Raw genomic sequence first — 13,673 nt, forward strand, 5'->3', positions numbered from 1 at the left:
AAGCATAGGCGGGCGCAGCACCCCTCACCCTGACCTTCCGCTGAACGCGTCAGGTCTGTCCCTCTCCCACAAGGGGCGAGGGGAAGAAGGGGGTTACTGCAAGATGCGGTCTAGATTGTATTCGCCCGAGCGGATGCGGTCGGGGAGGAGGGCGATGAGGTCGGCGGTGGCTTCGTCGCCATGCATTTTGACGAAGGTGGCCAGCGCGGCAAACAGCGAGGCATGGGCCAAGGCGGCGCTCTGCACGCCATCATCTTCGGCATGATTCCACGCCTCGGCCAGATATTCGAGCGCCAGCTGCCGCTCGCCCTGATCACGGTCGAAGACGCCACGCCCGGAGGCGGGCTCAAACATGGTTTTGCTGGAAGTCATGAATCTGGAATTAGCACGCTGTTATTTGACAGGCGCGCAGGAAGTAACCCGAAGGTTAACGGCACGTAGGGGATTGTAGCGAGTGGCCCCCAGGCGGGCCTATTCGGCGAAGCGCGTATGGATGTCGCGGGCGGTGCGCTCGGCCTCGTTCAGCAGGCGCGTCAGGGCTTCGCGCGCGGCGGGCGTGCAGGCGCGATGCGAGCGCGAATAGGCGGTGTAGCCGACATTGAAGGCCCCGGCGAGGCGCTGGCGGCGATCTTCATCGGGCTCATCGAGCGTGATCAGCTCGGCCATCTGGGCGCGCCAATCCTCGGTGCCGGCGGCGCAAAGCGGCTGCAGGAAATAGAGGCTTCCCATGATTTCGGCCAGCCGCTCCATCTGCCGCTGATAGGGCGGATCGATGGCCAGGCTTGGCCCTGCGGTCAGGGCGAACAGCAGGGCAAGGAGGGCAGGACGAAACAGGGTCAAGATGGCGGTCCGCAGCGTGGTGCCTGTTCTTATCAGTTTTGCGCCAGAACTGCGAAGGCCTTCGCCAAGACGTCATCGAGCCGCGTGGTGGTGCGCAGGGCAATCAGCGCGACCGGGTCCATCCACATATGGTCGGCGACTTCGTCGGAGGCGCGGACCTGGCCGGTGAAATCGCCGGTGGCAAACACCGCGAGGCGAAAAGTGCTGTCACGGCCCAGGGCCTGCACCATCACCGGGCGGGGGTTGCGAATGACCAGCCCCACCTCCTCGGAGATTTCGCGGATGGCGCATTGCTCGATGGTTTCACCGGGCTCGAGGCGGCCGCCGGGCAGGGTCCACAGATTCTGGTACGGCGCATAGGCGCGCTTGATCAGCAGGACCTTGCCGTCCCGAACGATGGCCACGCTGGCCGCATTTGGAGTTTCATCAGTCACTTGGGGCTCATTTGCGATTCGATCCCGCAGAGACTACCTCTACTGCACTGATTCAGGAGGCAGGACCATGTGCGGACGCTATGCTTCAACGCTTCCCCCCGAAATGATGGCGGAATTGTTCAAGCTGCTCGGCTCGGTGCCGGTGGTGCCGCGCTACAATATCGCGCCGACCCAGCCGATTACCGCGATCTGGGAAGCTCATGGCCGGCGCGAAGGCCATTTTGCCCGCTGGGGGCTGGTGCCCGGCTGGGTGAAGGACCCGCGCGAATTTTCGCTGCTGGTCAATGCCCGCGCCGAATCAATGGCCAACAAGCCGGCGTTTCGCGATGCGCTCAAGCATGGCCGCTGCATCGTCCCGGCCAGCGGCTATTACGAGTGGCACACCAATCCGGATAAATCCAAGCAGCCCTATTACATCACCATGGCGGACGACCGGCCGATGGCGCTGGCCGGGCTTTACGCCAGCTGGATGGGGCCGAATGGCGAGGAAATCGACAGCGTGGCAACGATCACCGTGCCGGCCAATCAGCAGCTGTCGGAAATTCATCATCGCATGCCGGTGATTTTGGACGGTGCGGCGATTGATGACTGGCTCAATGTACGCGAAATCCGCGCCGCCGACGCCCAGCAACTGGCGCTGCCGCTGGGCGACGGGGCGCTGAAATTTCATCCGGTGTCGACGCGGGTGAATTCGGCCCGGGACGATGATCCCGGGCTGATCGAGCCGGTGACGCTGGAGAAGCCGGCGCCGAAGAAGGCGACGCGGCAGCTGAGCTTGTTTTGAGGGACTGAACTCTCAGTCGACACCCTCCCCTTGCGGGGAGGGATCAAGGGTGGGGGTGTTTAGCCACGATTGTCGGGGCTCCCATACCCCCTCCCGGCTCGATGACGGACTTAGCAAACGCTAAGTCCTATCTCGCTGTCCCTCCCCGCAAGGGGGAGGGTGAGGCCGGTGGTTGGGAGAGGGGCGGTAGTTGCCCTACATGATCTCGAAATAGCCCAGCGCGTCGCCGATGGCGTCTTCTTCGTAGCCGAGATGGGACAGCAGCACGCGTTCCAGCGCCTCATAGACGGTGCGGGCGGCGATGAAATTGTCGGGGCCAGGTTCGCGCGCCAAAGCATTCAGCGCGTCGACCAGCCGGACCAGCAATTCATGCACCACGACGTGTTCGGCCTGCAGGCGTTCGGCGATCTTGCGGAAGGCGTCGCCCTTTTGTGCCAGCACCGGGAAGAGGTGGTGATCCTCGATGGAATGGTGGGTGTTGACCACCTGGCAATACTGGCCGCAGAGGTTTCCGAAGCGTCGGTAATTGGCGATCATCGCCAGATCGCCGGTTTCGGCGGCGACTTCGGCGGGTGTGACCGTGCCGGCATTGGCGCGTTCGATGAGCGCGCCAAGGGTTTTCATATTGTGGCGCAGATGGTCGTGAATCTGCTTGAGGTGCAGGCCGGGGCCACGCTGGGCGTCGGTCAGACCTTCAAGTTTTTGCACCGGGGGACGCGTCGCGTCGTCGAGAAAAGCAATGTTGAGCAGCATGCGGCATAGATGGCGGTGGCAGGCGCCGGGTGCAAGACGGCACATGGTTGTGACTGTGGGACGGCCAACTAGCCCAGCATCTTGCCCGGATTGAGGATGCCCTTGGGGTCCAGTGCGGTCTTGATGGCGCGCATCATGTCCAGCGCCACCGGGTCTTTCACCTGCTTGAGCAGCTCGACCTTGAGCTGGCCGATGCCGTGTTCGGCTGAGACGGAGCCGCCGAGTTTGAGCACGATTTCGTAGATCGCCTCGTGCAGTTTTTCGTCGGAGGCGGCCATGAAGGCCTTGGCGTCGGCGCCGATGGGCTGGCTGAAATTGAAGTGGATATTGCCGTCGCCCATATGGCCGAACGGCACCGGGCGGATGCCGGGCACCAGGCGCATGGCGGCCGCGCTACCTTCGGCGATCAGTTGCGGTACGGCGGCGATAGGCACCGAGACGTCATGCTTGATCGAGGCGCCTTCCTTGGACTGGACCTCGCTCATCTGCTCGCGAAACGCCCACATGCGGTTGCGCTCGGCGAGGGATGAGGCGAATACGGCGTTGTCGAGCAGGCCTTGCTCAAAAGCGGCTTCGATGGCGGCTTGCAGCGTGCCGGGCTGGCCGCCTTCCATGCGCGAGACTTCGATCAGCGCATACCAGGGGGAGGGGCCGGCACTGGGGTCGCGGTCGAGCATGCCGTGGCGCAACTGCATGTCGAGGCCCAGCGCGGGGATGATCTCGAAGGCATTGAGGCGGCTGCCGATGCGGGCGCGCAGCAGCTGGAACAGGGTGAGCGCGGCTTCGGGGCCGGCGATATTGACCAGCGCCGTCTCATACTCTTCCGGCTTGGCGAAGATTTTTAGGGTGGCGGCAGTGATGACGCCCAGCGTGCCCTCGGCCCCGACCAGCAGATCCTTGAGGTCGTAGCCGGTATTGTCTTTTTTGAGCGAATTGAGGCCCTGATACAGCCGCCCATCGGCCAGCACCGCCTCGACGCCCATGGTCAGCTCGCGGGCATTGCCATAGGCCAGCACATTGACCCCGCCGGCATTGGACGACAGTACGCCGCCAATGCGGGCGGAGCCCTGCGACGCCAGCCAGAGCGGGAAAATGCACCCCTCGGCTTCGGCCGCCGCGTGGGCATGTTCGAGGATGACGCCGGCTTCGGCGGTCATGGTGCCGGCGGCGACATCGATGGTGCGGATGCGGTTGAGCTTGGACAGGCTGACGATGACCTCGTCGCCGCGTAGCGGGACTTGCGCGCCGACCAGCCCGGTATTACCGCCCTGCGGGATCAGGCCGACGCCATGTTCGGCGGCCCAACGGACGATAGACTGCACCTGTTCCACACTGGCGGGCAGGGCGATGGCGGCGGCTTTCTGGTGGAAGCGCTTGCGCGGCTCCTCGAGATAGGCGCCCATCTGCCCGAGCTCGCCGATCACGGCATTGCTCCCCAAGAGCGCGGTGAGCTGGGTAACGATCTCGGCGGCGGAAACTGTCATGGAAAAACCGGAGTTTGGCGGGCTATTGCGGGCGGCGAACTTGCCCCAACGGGCCGCCATGTGCCACAACCGGCGCAACGACTCCAGCAAGGGATAACACAACAATGGCCACTGGATTGATGGCAGGCAAGCGCGGCTTGATCATGGGCCTCGCCAACAACCGCTCGATCGCCTGGGGCATCGCCAAGGCGCTGCATGCGCAGGGCGCGGAAATGTGCTTCTCCTATCAGGGCGAAGCGCTGAAGCGCCGCGTCGAGCCGCTGGCCGCCGAAGTCGGCTCGGATTTCCTCGTCGAATGCGACGTGACCGACGATGCGGCGATGGACGAGACCTTCCGCCAGATCAAGGACAAGTGGGGCGAACTCGATTTCGTCGTCCACGCCATCGGCTTCTCCGACAAGAACGAGCTTGAAGGCCGCTATATCGACACCAGCGCCGCCAACTTCGCCATGACCATGAATATCTCGGTCTATTCCTTCACCGCCGTCGCCAAGCGCGCCGAAGCGCTGATGAAGCCGGGCGGGGCGCTGCTGACGCTGACCTATTATGGCGCGGTGAAGTATGTGCCGAACTACAACGTGATGGGCGTGGCCAAGGCAGCGCTTGAGGCTTCGGTGCGCTATCTTGCCGTCGACATGGGCAAGAATGGCATTCGCGTCAACGCCATCTCGGCCGGCGCCATCAAGACCCTCGCCGCCTCGGGCATTTCGGGCCTGCGCGACATGCTGCACTGGCAGGAAGCCAATTCGGCCATGCGCAAGAACGTCTCGACCGACGATGTCGGCGGCTCGGCGCTGTATCTGCTGAGCGACCTAGCTAGCGGCGTCACCGGCGAAATCCACTATGTCGACGCCGGCTTTAATGTCGTCGGCATGAAGCTGCTGGACAATGTCGAGCCTGCAGCCAACGAATAGGCCCTCTCTTTCGATAGGACGCGTCGGCAGCGGCGCGGGAATGTGCAATGACAGCCCTGGTCTGGCCGGAAATCTACTTCATCCGGCATGGTGAAACGCCCTGGAATGCCGAACGCCGCTATCAGGGGCGCAAGGATATTCCGCTCAACGACAAGGGCCGTGGCCAGGCCAGCCAGAACGGGGTGGCCCTGGCCGCCCTGTTCGCCGAACGCGGGCTCGACCCCAATGCGTTCGAATGGCACGCTTCGCCGCTGGGGCGGACGCGCGAGACCATGGACCGGGTGCGCGCCGGCTTCACCACCCATCTCCCCGATGTGCAGTATGACGTGCGGCTGATGGAGATTTCCTTCGGCGTGCTGGAAGGCGAATTGTTCGAGCAATTGCCGGCCAATATGGCCATCGCGCCGGGCGAGCGCACCGCCGACTATTGGGACTATCGTCCCCAGGACGGCGAGAACTACCGCGACGTGGAAGCTCGGCTGGCCGAATTTGCCGCCGTGCTCAAGGGCCCGTCGGTGGTGGTGGCCCATGGCGGCATCGCCCGCACATTGCGTGTGCTGATCGAACATGCGCCGATCCTCGACGTGATCAACTGGGCCCCGCCGCAGGACGCGATCATGCATTTTACCCCGGGGAAGATGGAATTGCTGCGGGGGTAGGGGGCGGTCGCTGCGCACCCAGCTTGTGAGGGGCGGCCATCGGGCCTATATTTGGGCATCTGCCTGATGGAGGCGCCCAGTGAACGAGATCAAGCCAGTAATGTCGGCAATTGCGCGGCTGGAGCGTACGGACGATGGTGCGCAGATCGTTGTCTTGCCGCCAGGTTTCGAGTTGCCCTTGGGCGAAGTGAATATCCGCCGCGATGGAGACAGACTCATCGTCGAGCCAAGGAAGTCGTTGCTTGAGGCTCTCGATGAGATGGAGCCCCTCACCATAGAGGAGTGGCCTGACATCACCGATGACGATCTTCCGCCATTGCGAGATGTAATCCTTTGAGCCTGATAAAGGCCATGCTTGATACCAATATCGTCTCGGACCTGATCCGCAGCCCGCAGGAAGGCAAAGCGCGCACCCGGCTGGTGGGCTATGGAGTCGACCGGGCTTGCATCAGTATCATCACATCTGCGGAAATTCAGTTTGGCTTTGCCAAGAGACCTTCGTCGCGCCTTGAGCGCAATCTTGAATTGCTGCTCGGCAGCCTGACTATTCTCCCATTCGGGGGACCGGCGGATTACCACTATGGGCGGCTTCGAGCCGGGCTGGAACGCGCGGGGGACGCCGATTGGATCGCACGATCTGCTGATCGCCGCACACGCGCTTTCGCTCGACCTGACCCTCATCACTGCCAATGTCCGCGAGTTCGCCCGGGTGCCAAATCTGCGGGTGGAGAACTGGCTCGATTGACCTGCCGGGCTGCGCTGCCTAGAAAGCGGCCAACCATGAGGCCGCGCCATGTCTTTCAATAGTTTCGGACATTTGTTTCGTTTCACCACCTGGGGCGAGAGCCATGGGCCGGCGATTGGCGTGGTGGTGGATGGCTGCCCGCCGGGGCTGGTGCTGACGCCCGAACTGATCCAGCGCGATCTGGATCGCCGCAAGCCGGGGCAGTCGAAATATACTACCCAGCGCCGCGAGGCCGATGAGGTGAAGATTCTGTCGGGCGTGTTCGAGGATGAGCGCACCGATGGGCCGCGCACCACCGGCACGCCGATTTCGCTGCTGATCGAGAATACCGATCAGCGCTCCAAGGATTATGCCGAAATCCGCGACAAATATCGGCCCGGCCACGCCGACTACACCTATGACCAGAAATATGGCATCCGCGATTATCGCGGTGGCGGCCGCACCTCGGCGCGCGAAACCGCAGCGCGGGTGGCGGCAGGTGCGGTGGCGCGGCAGGTGCTGGCCGGCGTGACCATTCGCGCCAGCCTGGTGCAGGTGGGGCCGCACAAGATCGACTACGACAATTTCGACTGGGATCAGGTCGACCAGAACCCGTTTTTCTGTGCCGACGCGACGGCGGCCGCGGTGTGGGCGGACTATCTCGACGGCATCCGCAAGACCGGCAATTCGGTCGGTGCGGTGATCGAGGTGGTGGCCGAGGGTGTGTCGGCAGGCTGGGGCGCGCCGGTCTATGGCAAGTTGAGCGCCGATCTCGCTTCGGCGATGATGAGCATCAATGCCGTGAAGGCGGTGGAAATCGGGGCGGGGTTTGAGGCGGCGAGCCTGACCGGCGTCGACAATGCCGATCAGATGCGGGCTGGGGCCGAGCGGCCCTATTTCCTGTCCAACCATGCCGGCGGCATTCTGGGCGGGATTTCCAATGGCGATCCGGTGGTGTGCCGCTTTGCGGTGAAGCCGACCTCATCGATCCTGACGCCGCGCCAGACGGTGACCACGACCAATGAGGACGTCGATATCATCACCAAGGGGCGGCATGACCCCTGTGTCGGCATCCGGGCGGTGCCGGTGGGCGAGGCGATGATGGCGCTGGTGCTGGCGGATCACGCGCTGCGCCATCGCGGCCAGACCGGGCGCGAGGGCGCAGTGGGGTTTGCGCGGAACTGAGGGGGCGGCCCCCCTCCTAACCTCCCCCTGGTAGGGGGAGGAACTGCGCGGTGATTGGGGTGAGGCCAGAGCCGCTTAGCGCTTGCGGACGAATTCGGTGCGCAGCACCAGGCCCTTGATGGCGTCGTAGCGGCAGTCGATCTCTTCGGGATTATCGGTCAGGCGGATCGAGCGGATCACGGTGCCCTGCTTGAGGGTCTGGCCGGCGCCTTTGACCTTGAGATCCTTGATCAGCACCACGGAATCGCCATCGACCAGCACGGTGCCGGAGGCGTCGACGACGGTCGGGCCCGCTGCGGCCTCGGCTGCGACTTCTGAAGCAGGGCGCCACTCGCCGGTCTGTTCGTCATAGACATAGTCATCATTGGCGTCAGCCATGGTCGGGTCCGATCATGTTAGGGGGAGCGTTGTCCTGCCCTAACCCATGCGACCGGCAAACACAAATTGGGGTCAGGCCGCGCCGCGCCCGAACACCAGCACGGTCTCCACATTGCCGTCGCCCCCGGCGATGGGGGAGGTGATGGAGTGCTGATGGGCAAAGCCCTGTTCGGCGACGAAGGCGATGACTTCCTCGAGTGCGGCCTCGATGGCTTCGGCGCTGGTGACGATGCCGCCCTTGCCGACATTGCGGCGACCGACTTCAAATTGCGGCTTGAACAGGATGATCGCCGAGGCGACAGGGCTGCACAGCGCCAGCGGCGCGGCGAGCACCTTGGTGACCGAGACAAAGCTCACATCCGAGACCAGCAGATTGATCGGCTCGGGGATCATTTCGGCGGTCAGGTCGCGGGCGTTGACGCCTTCCATGCTGACGACGCGGTCGCTGCCCTTGAGGCGCGGATGCAATTGGTCGTGGCCAACATCGACGGCATAGATGCGGCGCGCGCCGCGTTCCATCAGCACCTGGGTGAAGCCGCCGGTGGAACTGCCGACATCGAGGCAGATGAGGCCGGTGGCGTCGATATTGGCGATCTCCAGCCCGGCCACCAGCTTGAGGGCGGAGCGCGAGACGTAATTGGCGGCGGGATCGTCAATCGCCAGTCTGTCGTCGCGGCCCACCATCTGGTTCTGCTTGACGGCGGTGACGCCGTTAATGGTGATGGTGCCACGCAGAATGGCGTCGCGGGCGCGGGCCCGGCTGGGCACCAGGCCACGCTGTTCGAGCGCCAGATCGAGGCGGATGCGTTCGCTCATTTGTTGACCAGACGTTTGACCTTGGCCAGCGCCACGTCCTGGGATTCCTCATAGGACACGGTGCCCACAAAGGTCCCGTCGGCGCCGATAAGGAAGGTGAGGGCGGTGTGATCGACCAGATAATACGGGTCGTCTGCGGCAAAGCCGTCGGCTCGCTGGCCGACGACGCCAAAGGCCGCCTTGACGGCCGTGGTCTGCGCTTCGTCGCCGACGAGGCCGATGATCGAGGAATCAAAGCCTTCGACATAGCCCTTGATTGCTTCCAGCGTGTCGCGGGCCGGATCGACGGTGACGAAGATGATGCGCAACTGTTCGGGCGTCAGGCCCAGCTGTTCACGCCAGGCGGTGGTTTCGGCCAGCGTGGTGGGGCAGACATCGGGGCAGTGGGTATAGCCGAAGAAGACCAGGCTCGGCGCGCCGCGCAGATCGTTCTGGGTGAAATTGCCGCCCGCCGTGGAGGCGAGGGTGAATTCCTGGCCGGTGACGCCGAGCGGCCGCTTGGGCGGCTGGAATACATAGAGCGCAGTGGCGCCGATCGCCACGACGGCGACCAGCACCCACAGCACGATGCGAAAATTGCGGATGGATTTGCTGGTGGTCATGACCGGTTTCAGGCGTCCAGCGGCTCGGTGCCGGTGGGCTTGCCGTCGCGCGACAGGGTGATTTTTTCGATGCGGGCTTCGGCGGTGCGCAGCAGGGCTTCGCAGTGGGCCTTGAGGGCTTCGCCGCGCTCATAGATGGCGATGGATTCGGCCAGCGGCGCGCGCCCGGATTCGAGCTTGCCGACGATTTCTTCCAGCTGGGCCAGAGCGGCCTCGAAACTCAGCGTCTTGACGTCGTCATTCTCGGGCATGGTACTTAATCCTAGTCTTCGAGACGCCCAGTGGCGCCGTCCAGCAGCATGGCGACATGGTGCGAAACGCCCCCGGCCAGGCCCTTGAGGTCATACCCACCTTCGAGCAGCGACACAATGCGGTTGCCGCAGCGGCGCTCGGCCACATCCATCAACTTTCCGGTCAGCCAGCCGAAGTCGCTCGACTGCCAATTGAGCTGGGCCAGCGGATCGCGCTGATGCGCGTCAAAGCCGGCCGAGAGCAGGATCAGATCGGGGGAGAAATCCACCAGCGCCGGGATGATGCGGGTGAGATAGGCGTCGCGCATGGCTTCGCCGTCGCTGCCGGTATCGAGGGGAATATTGACGATATTGCCGACGCCGACCTCCTCGGGCCGGCCGGTGCCGGGAAATAGCGGCATCTGGTGGCTGGAGGCATAGAACACGCTGGGATCGTCTTTGAAGATATCCTGCGTGCCATTGCCGTGATGCACGTCGAAATCGATTATGGCGACGCGCTCGGCGCCATATTTACGCTGCGCCTCGCGGGCGGTGATGGCCACGGTGTTGATCAGGCAAAAGCCCATCGGCGTGGCGATTTCGGCGTGGTGGCCGGGCGGGCGAATGGCGCAGAAGGCATTGTCGACTTCGCCCAGCAGCACCGCATCCAGCGCTGCCAGCGCGCCGCCCAGCCCGGTGGCAATGGCCGCCAGCGAGGTGCCGGAAATGAAGGTGTCGCTATCGAGCTGGCCGATGCCTTCGGCGGGACGACTATCGCGCAAGCGGGCCAGATAGCGGCTGTCATGCACCAGCTCGGCCAGCATCAGATCGCCACTGGGGGCGTCGCGGCGCAGCAATTTGTCGAAGCGCGACCGGGCGAGCGCTTCCTCGACGGCGCTGATGCGGTCGGCGCGCTCGGGATGACCCTGCGGCGTCACATGATCGGCAAAGTTCGGCTGGCTGACGAGCAGCGTGGTCACATGCGTCTCCGGTTGATTCGTCGCTTCGTCTTGACGCGCCGGGGTCCGGTTGTCAAACAACGCGGATGACCGAGCCCGTTATCACCGACCCCGCGACCATTGAGGAAGCCGCCGCCCTGTTGCGCGCCGGCCAGCTCTGCGCCTTTCCCACCGAGACCGTTTATGGCCTCGGCGCCGACGCCACCAATGCCGACGCGGTGCTGTCGATTTACGAGACCAAGGGCCGGCCGCGGCTCAATCCGCTCATCATCCATTGCGCCGATCTGGCGATGGCCCGGAATTTTGCCGAATTCTCGCCGCTGGCGCTGCAGGTGGCGACGCTGTGGCCGGGGAGCCTGTCGCTGGTGCTGCCGGCGCGGCCCGGCAATGGGCTGGCCGATGTGGCGACGGCCGGGCTCGATAGCGTGGCGATCCGGATTCCCGATCATCCACTGGCGCTGGCGCTGATTGCGGCGGTGGGTCGGCCATTGGCCGCGCCTTCGGCCAATCCATCGGGGCGGTTATCGCCGACCACGGCGGCGCAGGTGCGGCGCGGCTTTGGCGGGCGCGTGCCGGTGCTGGATGGCGGGCCGTGCCGTGCCGGGGTGGAATCGACGATTTTGCGGATCGAGGGCGAGCGGCTGGTGCAATTGCGCGCCGGGGCGGTGGCGCGGAGCGAGATCGAGCAGCGGCTGGGGGTGACGGTGGCGGTGGCGGCGAAAAACGCGGCGGTGGCGGCGCCGGGGATGCTGGCGAGCCATTATGCGCCCAATGCGCAGATGCGGCTCAATGCCGAGCCAAAAGATGGCGAGGCGTTTCTGGCGTTTGGAGCCGCGCCGGACTTTGCCGGGACGATGCGAAACCTGTCAGCGGGTGGCGATCTGCGCGAGGCGGCCCGGAATTTGTTCTCGATGCTGCATGAACTGGATGCGACGGGGGCAGGGGTGATCGCGGTGGCGCCGATTCCGGAGATGGGGCTAGGCGAGGCGATCAATGACCGGCTGACGCGGGCGGCGGCGCCACGGGAGTAGAACGTGTCTGGTGCTTGGGGCCCCACCCCCTCCTAGCCTCCCCCGTCAAGGGGGAGGTATCAGATCGAATTTGGGGCACGATCTGAGGTCAACCACAACACCACACCTCCCCCTCGATGGGGGAGGTCGGGAGGGGGTGACTACCGGGCTTGAGGTTAGTCCCGAACCTTATACGGCTTCTGGTCGCGCATGAAACGGGCCAGGGCTTCGAGGTCTGGGTCGCCGCCGGGGGGCAGGACGACGCGCAGATTCACATAGAGATCGCCGTCGCCATAGAGGCCCTTGCCCTTGAGGCGGAGGGCCTTGCTGGTGTCGACGCCGGGCGGCAAATTGAGTTCGACCGAGCCGTCGAGCGTCGCTACCCGCACCTTGGCGCCGAGCACCGCCTCGTAGAGGGTCAGTGCGGCGTCGGTGCGCAGATCGGCGCCGTCGCGGCGGAACTGCTTGGATTTTTCGAAACGCACCGTGACCAGCGCGTCGCCGGGTTCGCCCAGGCCGGGCGAGCCCTGGCCCTTGAGGCGGATCTGCTGACCCTCCTCGACCTTTTCGGGGAGCTTGACCGACAGCACCTTGCCGGTGGGCATGCGCACCGGGATCGAATTGCCCTTATGGGCGTCTTCCAGCGAGATGGTGGCGTTGACCACGATATCTTCGCCCTTGAGGCTGCGACCACCACCACCGGCGCTGGCGCCGCTGGCGGTTCCGGCAAACGGGTCCCATTGCGCACCGGCGCCCGGGCCGCGACCGCCCATGCCGCCGCGCGGCTGGCCGCCAAAGCCGCTCATGAATTCCTTGAGGATGTCCTCGGCCGAGAAGCCGCCGGCCGGGCCACCAGCGCCGCCCCGAGCCCCGCGCTGGCCGGGACTGAAGCCGGCAAATTTGGGATTGCCGTCGCCATCGATCTCGCCGCGGTCGAACTGGCCGCGTTTGTCGGCGTCGCTCAACAGCTCATAGGCGTTGTTCGCCTCGGCAAATTTGCCGTGCGCTGCAGGATTGTCTGGGTTCTGGTCGGGGTGATACTTCTTGGCCAGCTTGCGATAGGCGGACTTGATGTCCTTTTCGCTCGCCGATCTTGGCACCCCAAGCACGGTATAGGGATCGCGCATCTGGTCCATTCAATGAGTCGGGCGTTGCTTGCCCCAAGGTTCACGTTCTATATGGCGACGGCCCCCCGCCTTGTCCAGTTTCCCGCGACGAAGGGATGATAAGTCTATGCTGCAAACACTGACCGAACGCCTGTTTGACGACAGCGACCGCACCGATCTCGACCCGTTTGCGGTGTTCGAAGAGTGGTTTGCGCTGGCCAAGGAGGCCGAGCCCAACGATCCACACGCCATGGCGGTCGCCAGCGTCGATGCCGATGGCCTGCCCGATGTGCGCATGGTGCTGCTCAACGCGCACGACGCCAGAGGGTTCTGTTTTTTCACCAATTTCGAGAGCGACAAGGGCCATCAGCTATTGGCCCAGCCCAAGGCGGCGCTGGTGATGCACTGGAAATCGCTGCGCCGGCAGGTCCGGGTGCGCGGGCCGGTGGAACTGGTGGCGCCTGCCGAAGCCGACGCCTATTTCGCCAGCCGCCCCAAGGGTAGCCAGATCGCGTCGTCGGCCTCCGATCAGTCGCGGGTGCTGGAGAACAAGATGATCCTGCTCGACCGCGTGACAGAAATGGCCACCAGGATCGACGATGGACCGGTGACGCGGCCGCCGCATTGGTCGGGCTTTCGCATCGTGCCGAGCAGCATTGAATTCTGGAAAGACGGCGAGTTCCGGCTGCATGACCGGGTACGGTTTGTGCGGGATGGTGCGGGCTGGGCGAGTTCGCGGCTGTATCCGTAGGGGTGCGGATCAAGCCTATCAGTCTGCCACCCTCCCCCTTGCGG

19 protein-coding genes and 1 pseudogene are annotated in these 13,673 nt (G+C 64.5%); 9 read left to right on the forward strand and 11 right to left on the reverse strand.

Annotated features, from left to right (window positions below; genetic code table 11):
- Positions 1 to 93: 93 nt before the first annotated feature.
- From ACX3OW_RS15525 to ACX3OW_RS15535, 3 genes are all read right to left on the reverse strand, one after another.
- Positions 94 to 372, reverse strand: coding sequence for a hypothetical protein (locus ACX3OW_RS15525; RefSeq protein WP_459096696.1), 279 nt, complete (start codon positions 370 to 372; stop codon positions 94 to 96).
- 99 nt (positions 373 to 471) lie between these two features.
- On the reverse strand, positions 472 to 840 hold the full coding sequence (locus ACX3OW_RS15530) for a TIGR02301 family protein (RefSeq protein WP_459096697.1): 369 nt from the start codon (positions 838 to 840) through the stop codon (positions 472 to 474).
- A gap of 32 nt (positions 841 to 872) precedes the next feature.
- On the reverse strand, positions 873 to 1,274 hold the full coding sequence (locus ACX3OW_RS15535) for an NUDIX hydrolase (protein WP_459096698.1): 402 nt from the start codon (positions 1,272 to 1,274) through the stop codon (positions 873 to 875).
- 67 nt (positions 1,275 to 1,341) lie between these two features.
- On the opposite strand from ACX3OW_RS15535, the gene ACX3OW_RS15540 reads away from it, so the two are divergent.
- Positions 1,342 to 2,058: an SOS response-associated peptidase gene (locus tag ACX3OW_RS15540; RefSeq protein WP_459096699.1), complete on the forward strand. Its 717-nt coding sequence runs from the start codon at positions 1,342 to 1,344 to the stop codon at positions 2,056 to 2,058.
- A gap of 195 nt (positions 2,059 to 2,253) precedes the next feature.
- Here the strand turns inward: ACX3OW_RS15540 and ACX3OW_RS15545 are convergent, their stop codons facing one another.
- Both ACX3OW_RS15545 and ACX3OW_RS15550 read right to left on the reverse strand, forming a co-directional pair.
- Positions 2,254 to 2,856 (reverse strand): hemerythrin domain-containing protein, encoded by a 603-nt coding sequence (locus ACX3OW_RS15545; protein ID WP_459096700.1) that lies wholly within the window; start codon positions 2,854 to 2,856, stop codon positions 2,254 to 2,256.
- 23 nt (positions 2,857 to 2,879) lie between these two features.
- Positions 2,880 to 4,295 carry an FAD-binding oxidoreductase gene (locus ACX3OW_RS15550; RefSeq protein WP_459096701.1) on the reverse strand — a complete coding sequence of 472 codons (1,416 nt, stop codon included), beginning with the start codon at positions 4,293 to 4,295 and terminating at the stop codon, positions 2,880 to 2,882.
- Between the two features lie 104 nt (positions 4,296 to 4,399).
- On the opposite strand from ACX3OW_RS15550, the gene fabI reads away from it, so the two are divergent.
- The 6 genes and pseudogenes from fabI (at position 4,400) to aroC (ending at position 7,777) form a co-directional block, all read left to right on the forward strand.
- Positions 4,400 to 5,209 carry an enoyl-ACP reductase FabI gene (gene fabI, locus ACX3OW_RS15555; protein ID WP_459096702.1) on the forward strand — a complete coding sequence of 270 codons (810 nt, stop codon included), beginning with the start codon at positions 4,400 to 4,402 and terminating at the stop codon, positions 5,207 to 5,209.
- A 47-nt stretch (positions 5,210 to 5,256) separates the two neighbouring features.
- A complete protein-coding gene (locus ACX3OW_RS15560; protein WP_459096703.1) occupies positions 5,257 to 5,868 on the forward strand; it encodes a histidine phosphatase family protein in 612 nt (203 codons plus the stop codon).
- A 79-nt stretch (positions 5,869 to 5,947) separates the two neighbouring features.
- Positions 5,948 to 6,205: an antitoxin gene (locus ACX3OW_RS15565; protein WP_459096704.1), complete on the forward strand. Its 258-nt coding sequence runs from the start codon at positions 5,948 to 5,950 to the stop codon at positions 6,203 to 6,205.
- Between the two features lie 14 nt (positions 6,206 to 6,219).
- Positions 6,220 to 6,423 (forward strand): annotated as a pseudogene (locus tag ACX3OW_RS15570) (PIN domain-containing protein); the annotation flags it as partial.
- A 25-nt stretch (positions 6,424 to 6,448) separates the two neighbouring features.
- A complete protein-coding gene (locus tag ACX3OW_RS15575; protein WP_459096744.1) occupies positions 6,449 to 6,613 on the forward strand; it encodes a hypothetical protein in 165 nt (54 codons plus the stop codon).
- 48 nt (positions 6,614 to 6,661) lie between these two features.
- Positions 6,662 to 7,777, forward strand: coding sequence for a chorismate synthase (gene aroC / locus ACX3OW_RS15580; protein WP_459096705.1), 1,116 nt, complete (start codon positions 6,662 to 6,664; stop codon positions 7,775 to 7,777).
- 75 nt (positions 7,778 to 7,852) lie between these two features.
- Here aroC and ACX3OW_RS15585 read toward each other — a convergent pair whose 3' ends face one another.
- The 5 genes from ACX3OW_RS15585 to ACX3OW_RS15605 all read right to left on the reverse strand — a co-directional run bounded on the left by ACX3OW_RS15585 (position 7,853) and on the right by ACX3OW_RS15605 (position 10,783).
- Positions 7,853 to 8,155 carry an alkylphosphonate utilization protein gene (locus ACX3OW_RS15585; protein ID WP_459096706.1) on the reverse strand — a complete coding sequence of 101 codons (303 nt, stop codon included), beginning with the start codon at positions 8,153 to 8,155 and terminating at the stop codon, positions 7,853 to 7,855.
- A gap of 72 nt (positions 8,156 to 8,227) precedes the next feature.
- Positions 8,228 to 8,971, reverse strand: a complete 744-nt coding sequence (locus ACX3OW_RS15590; RefSeq protein WP_459096707.1) for a TlyA family RNA methyltransferase — start codon at positions 8,969 to 8,971, stop codon at positions 8,228 to 8,230.
- Entirely contained in the window at positions 8,968 to 9,573 is a 606-nt protein-coding gene (locus ACX3OW_RS15595; protein WP_459096708.1) for an SCO family protein, read from the reverse strand. The genes ACX3OW_RS15590 and ACX3OW_RS15595 overlap by 4 nt, the downstream gene beginning before the upstream one ends.
- A gap of 8 nt (positions 9,574 to 9,581) precedes the next feature.
- The gene (locus tag ACX3OW_RS15600; RefSeq protein ID WP_459096709.1) at positions 9,582 to 9,824 is read right to left on the reverse strand and encodes an exodeoxyribonuclease VII small subunit; all 243 of its coding nucleotides are present in this window, start codon (positions 9,822 to 9,824) and stop codon (positions 9,582 to 9,584) included.
- A gap of 11 nt (positions 9,825 to 9,835) precedes the next feature.
- Complete coding sequence (locus ACX3OW_RS15605) at positions 9,836 to 10,783, reverse strand: histone deacetylase family protein (RefSeq protein WP_459096710.1); 948 nt, start codon at positions 10,781 to 10,783, stop codon at positions 9,836 to 9,838.
- A 65-nt stretch (positions 10,784 to 10,848) separates the two neighbouring features.
- Between ACX3OW_RS15605 and ACX3OW_RS15610 the strand changes: the two genes are divergently transcribed.
- On the forward strand, positions 10,849 to 11,793 hold the full coding sequence (locus ACX3OW_RS15610; RefSeq protein WP_459096711.1) for an L-threonylcarbamoyladenylate synthase: 945 nt from the start codon (positions 10,849 to 10,851) through the stop codon (positions 11,791 to 11,793).
- 155 nt (positions 11,794 to 11,948) lie between these two features.
- Here ACX3OW_RS15610 and ACX3OW_RS15615 read toward each other — a convergent pair whose 3' ends face one another.
- Positions 11,949 to 12,899: a DnaJ C-terminal domain-containing protein gene (locus ACX3OW_RS15615; RefSeq protein WP_459096740.1), complete on the reverse strand. Its 951-nt coding sequence runs from the start codon at positions 12,897 to 12,899 to the stop codon at positions 11,949 to 11,951.
- Positions 12,900 to 13,005: 106 nt separating this feature from the next.
- Between ACX3OW_RS15615 and pdxH the strand changes: the two genes are divergently transcribed.
- Positions 13,006 to 13,629, forward strand: coding sequence for a pyridoxamine 5'-phosphate oxidase (gene pdxH, locus ACX3OW_RS15620; protein ID WP_459096712.1), 624 nt, complete (start codon positions 13,006 to 13,008; stop codon positions 13,627 to 13,629).
- Positions 13,630 to 13,673 lie beyond the last annotated feature (44 nt).

It is taken from the genome of Devosia sp. A449 (genome assembly GCF_054489375.1).

Coding starts and splice junctions, on each gene's coding strand:
- ACX3OW_RS15525 (WP_459096696.1), bottom strand. CDS start 372: ATGACTTCCAGCAAAACCATGTTTGAGCCCGCCTCCGGGCGTGGCGTC.
- ACX3OW_RS15540 (WP_459096699.1), top strand. CDS start 1,342: ATGTGCGGACGCTATGCTTCAACGCTTCCCCCCGAAATGATGGCGGAA.
- ACX3OW_RS15545 (WP_459096700.1), bottom strand. CDS start 2,856: ATGTGCCGTCTTGCACCCGGCGCCTGCCACCGCCATCTATGCCGCATG.
- ACX3OW_RS15550 (WP_459096701.1), bottom strand. CDS start 4,295: ATGACAGTTTCCGCCGCCGAGATCGTTACCCAGCTCACCGCGCTCTTG.
- fabI (WP_459096702.1), top strand. CDS start 4,400: ATGGCCACTGGATTGATGGCAGGCAAGCGCGGCTTGATCATGGGCCTC.
- ACX3OW_RS15560 (WP_459096703.1), top strand. CDS start 5,257: ATGACAGCCCTGGTCTGGCCGGAAATCTACTTCATCCGGCATGGTGAA.
- ACX3OW_RS15575 (WP_459096744.1), top strand. CDS start 6,449: ATGGGCGGCTTCGAGCCGGGCTGGAACGCGCGGGGGACGCCGATTGGA.
- aroC (WP_459096705.1), top strand. CDS start 6,662: ATGTCTTTCAATAGTTTCGGACATTTGTTTCGTTTCACCACCTGGGGC.
- ACX3OW_RS15585 (WP_459096706.1), bottom strand. CDS start 8,155: ATGGCTGACGCCAATGATGACTATGTCTATGACGAACAGACCGGCGAG.
- ACX3OW_RS15590 (WP_459096707.1), bottom strand. CDS start 8,971: ATGAGCGAACGCATCCGCCTCGATCTGGCGCTCGAACAGCGTGGCCTG.
- ACX3OW_RS15595 (WP_459096708.1), bottom strand. CDS start 9,573: ATGACCACCAGCAAATCCATCCGCAATTTTCGCATCGTGCTGTGGGTG.
- ACX3OW_RS15600 (WP_459096709.1), bottom strand. CDS start 9,824: ATGCCCGAGAATGACGACGTCAAGACGCTGAGTTTCGAGGCCGCTCTG.
- ACX3OW_RS15610 (WP_459096711.1), top strand. CDS start 10,849: ATGACCGAGCCCGTTATCACCGACCCCGCGACCATTGAGGAAGCCGCC.
- ACX3OW_RS15615 (WP_459096740.1), bottom strand. CDS start 12,899: ATGCGCGATCCCTATACCGTGCTTGGGGTGCCAAGATCGGCGAGCGAA.
- pdxH (WP_459096712.1), top strand. CDS start 13,006: ATGCTGCAAACACTGACCGAACGCCTGTTTGACGACAGCGACCGCACC.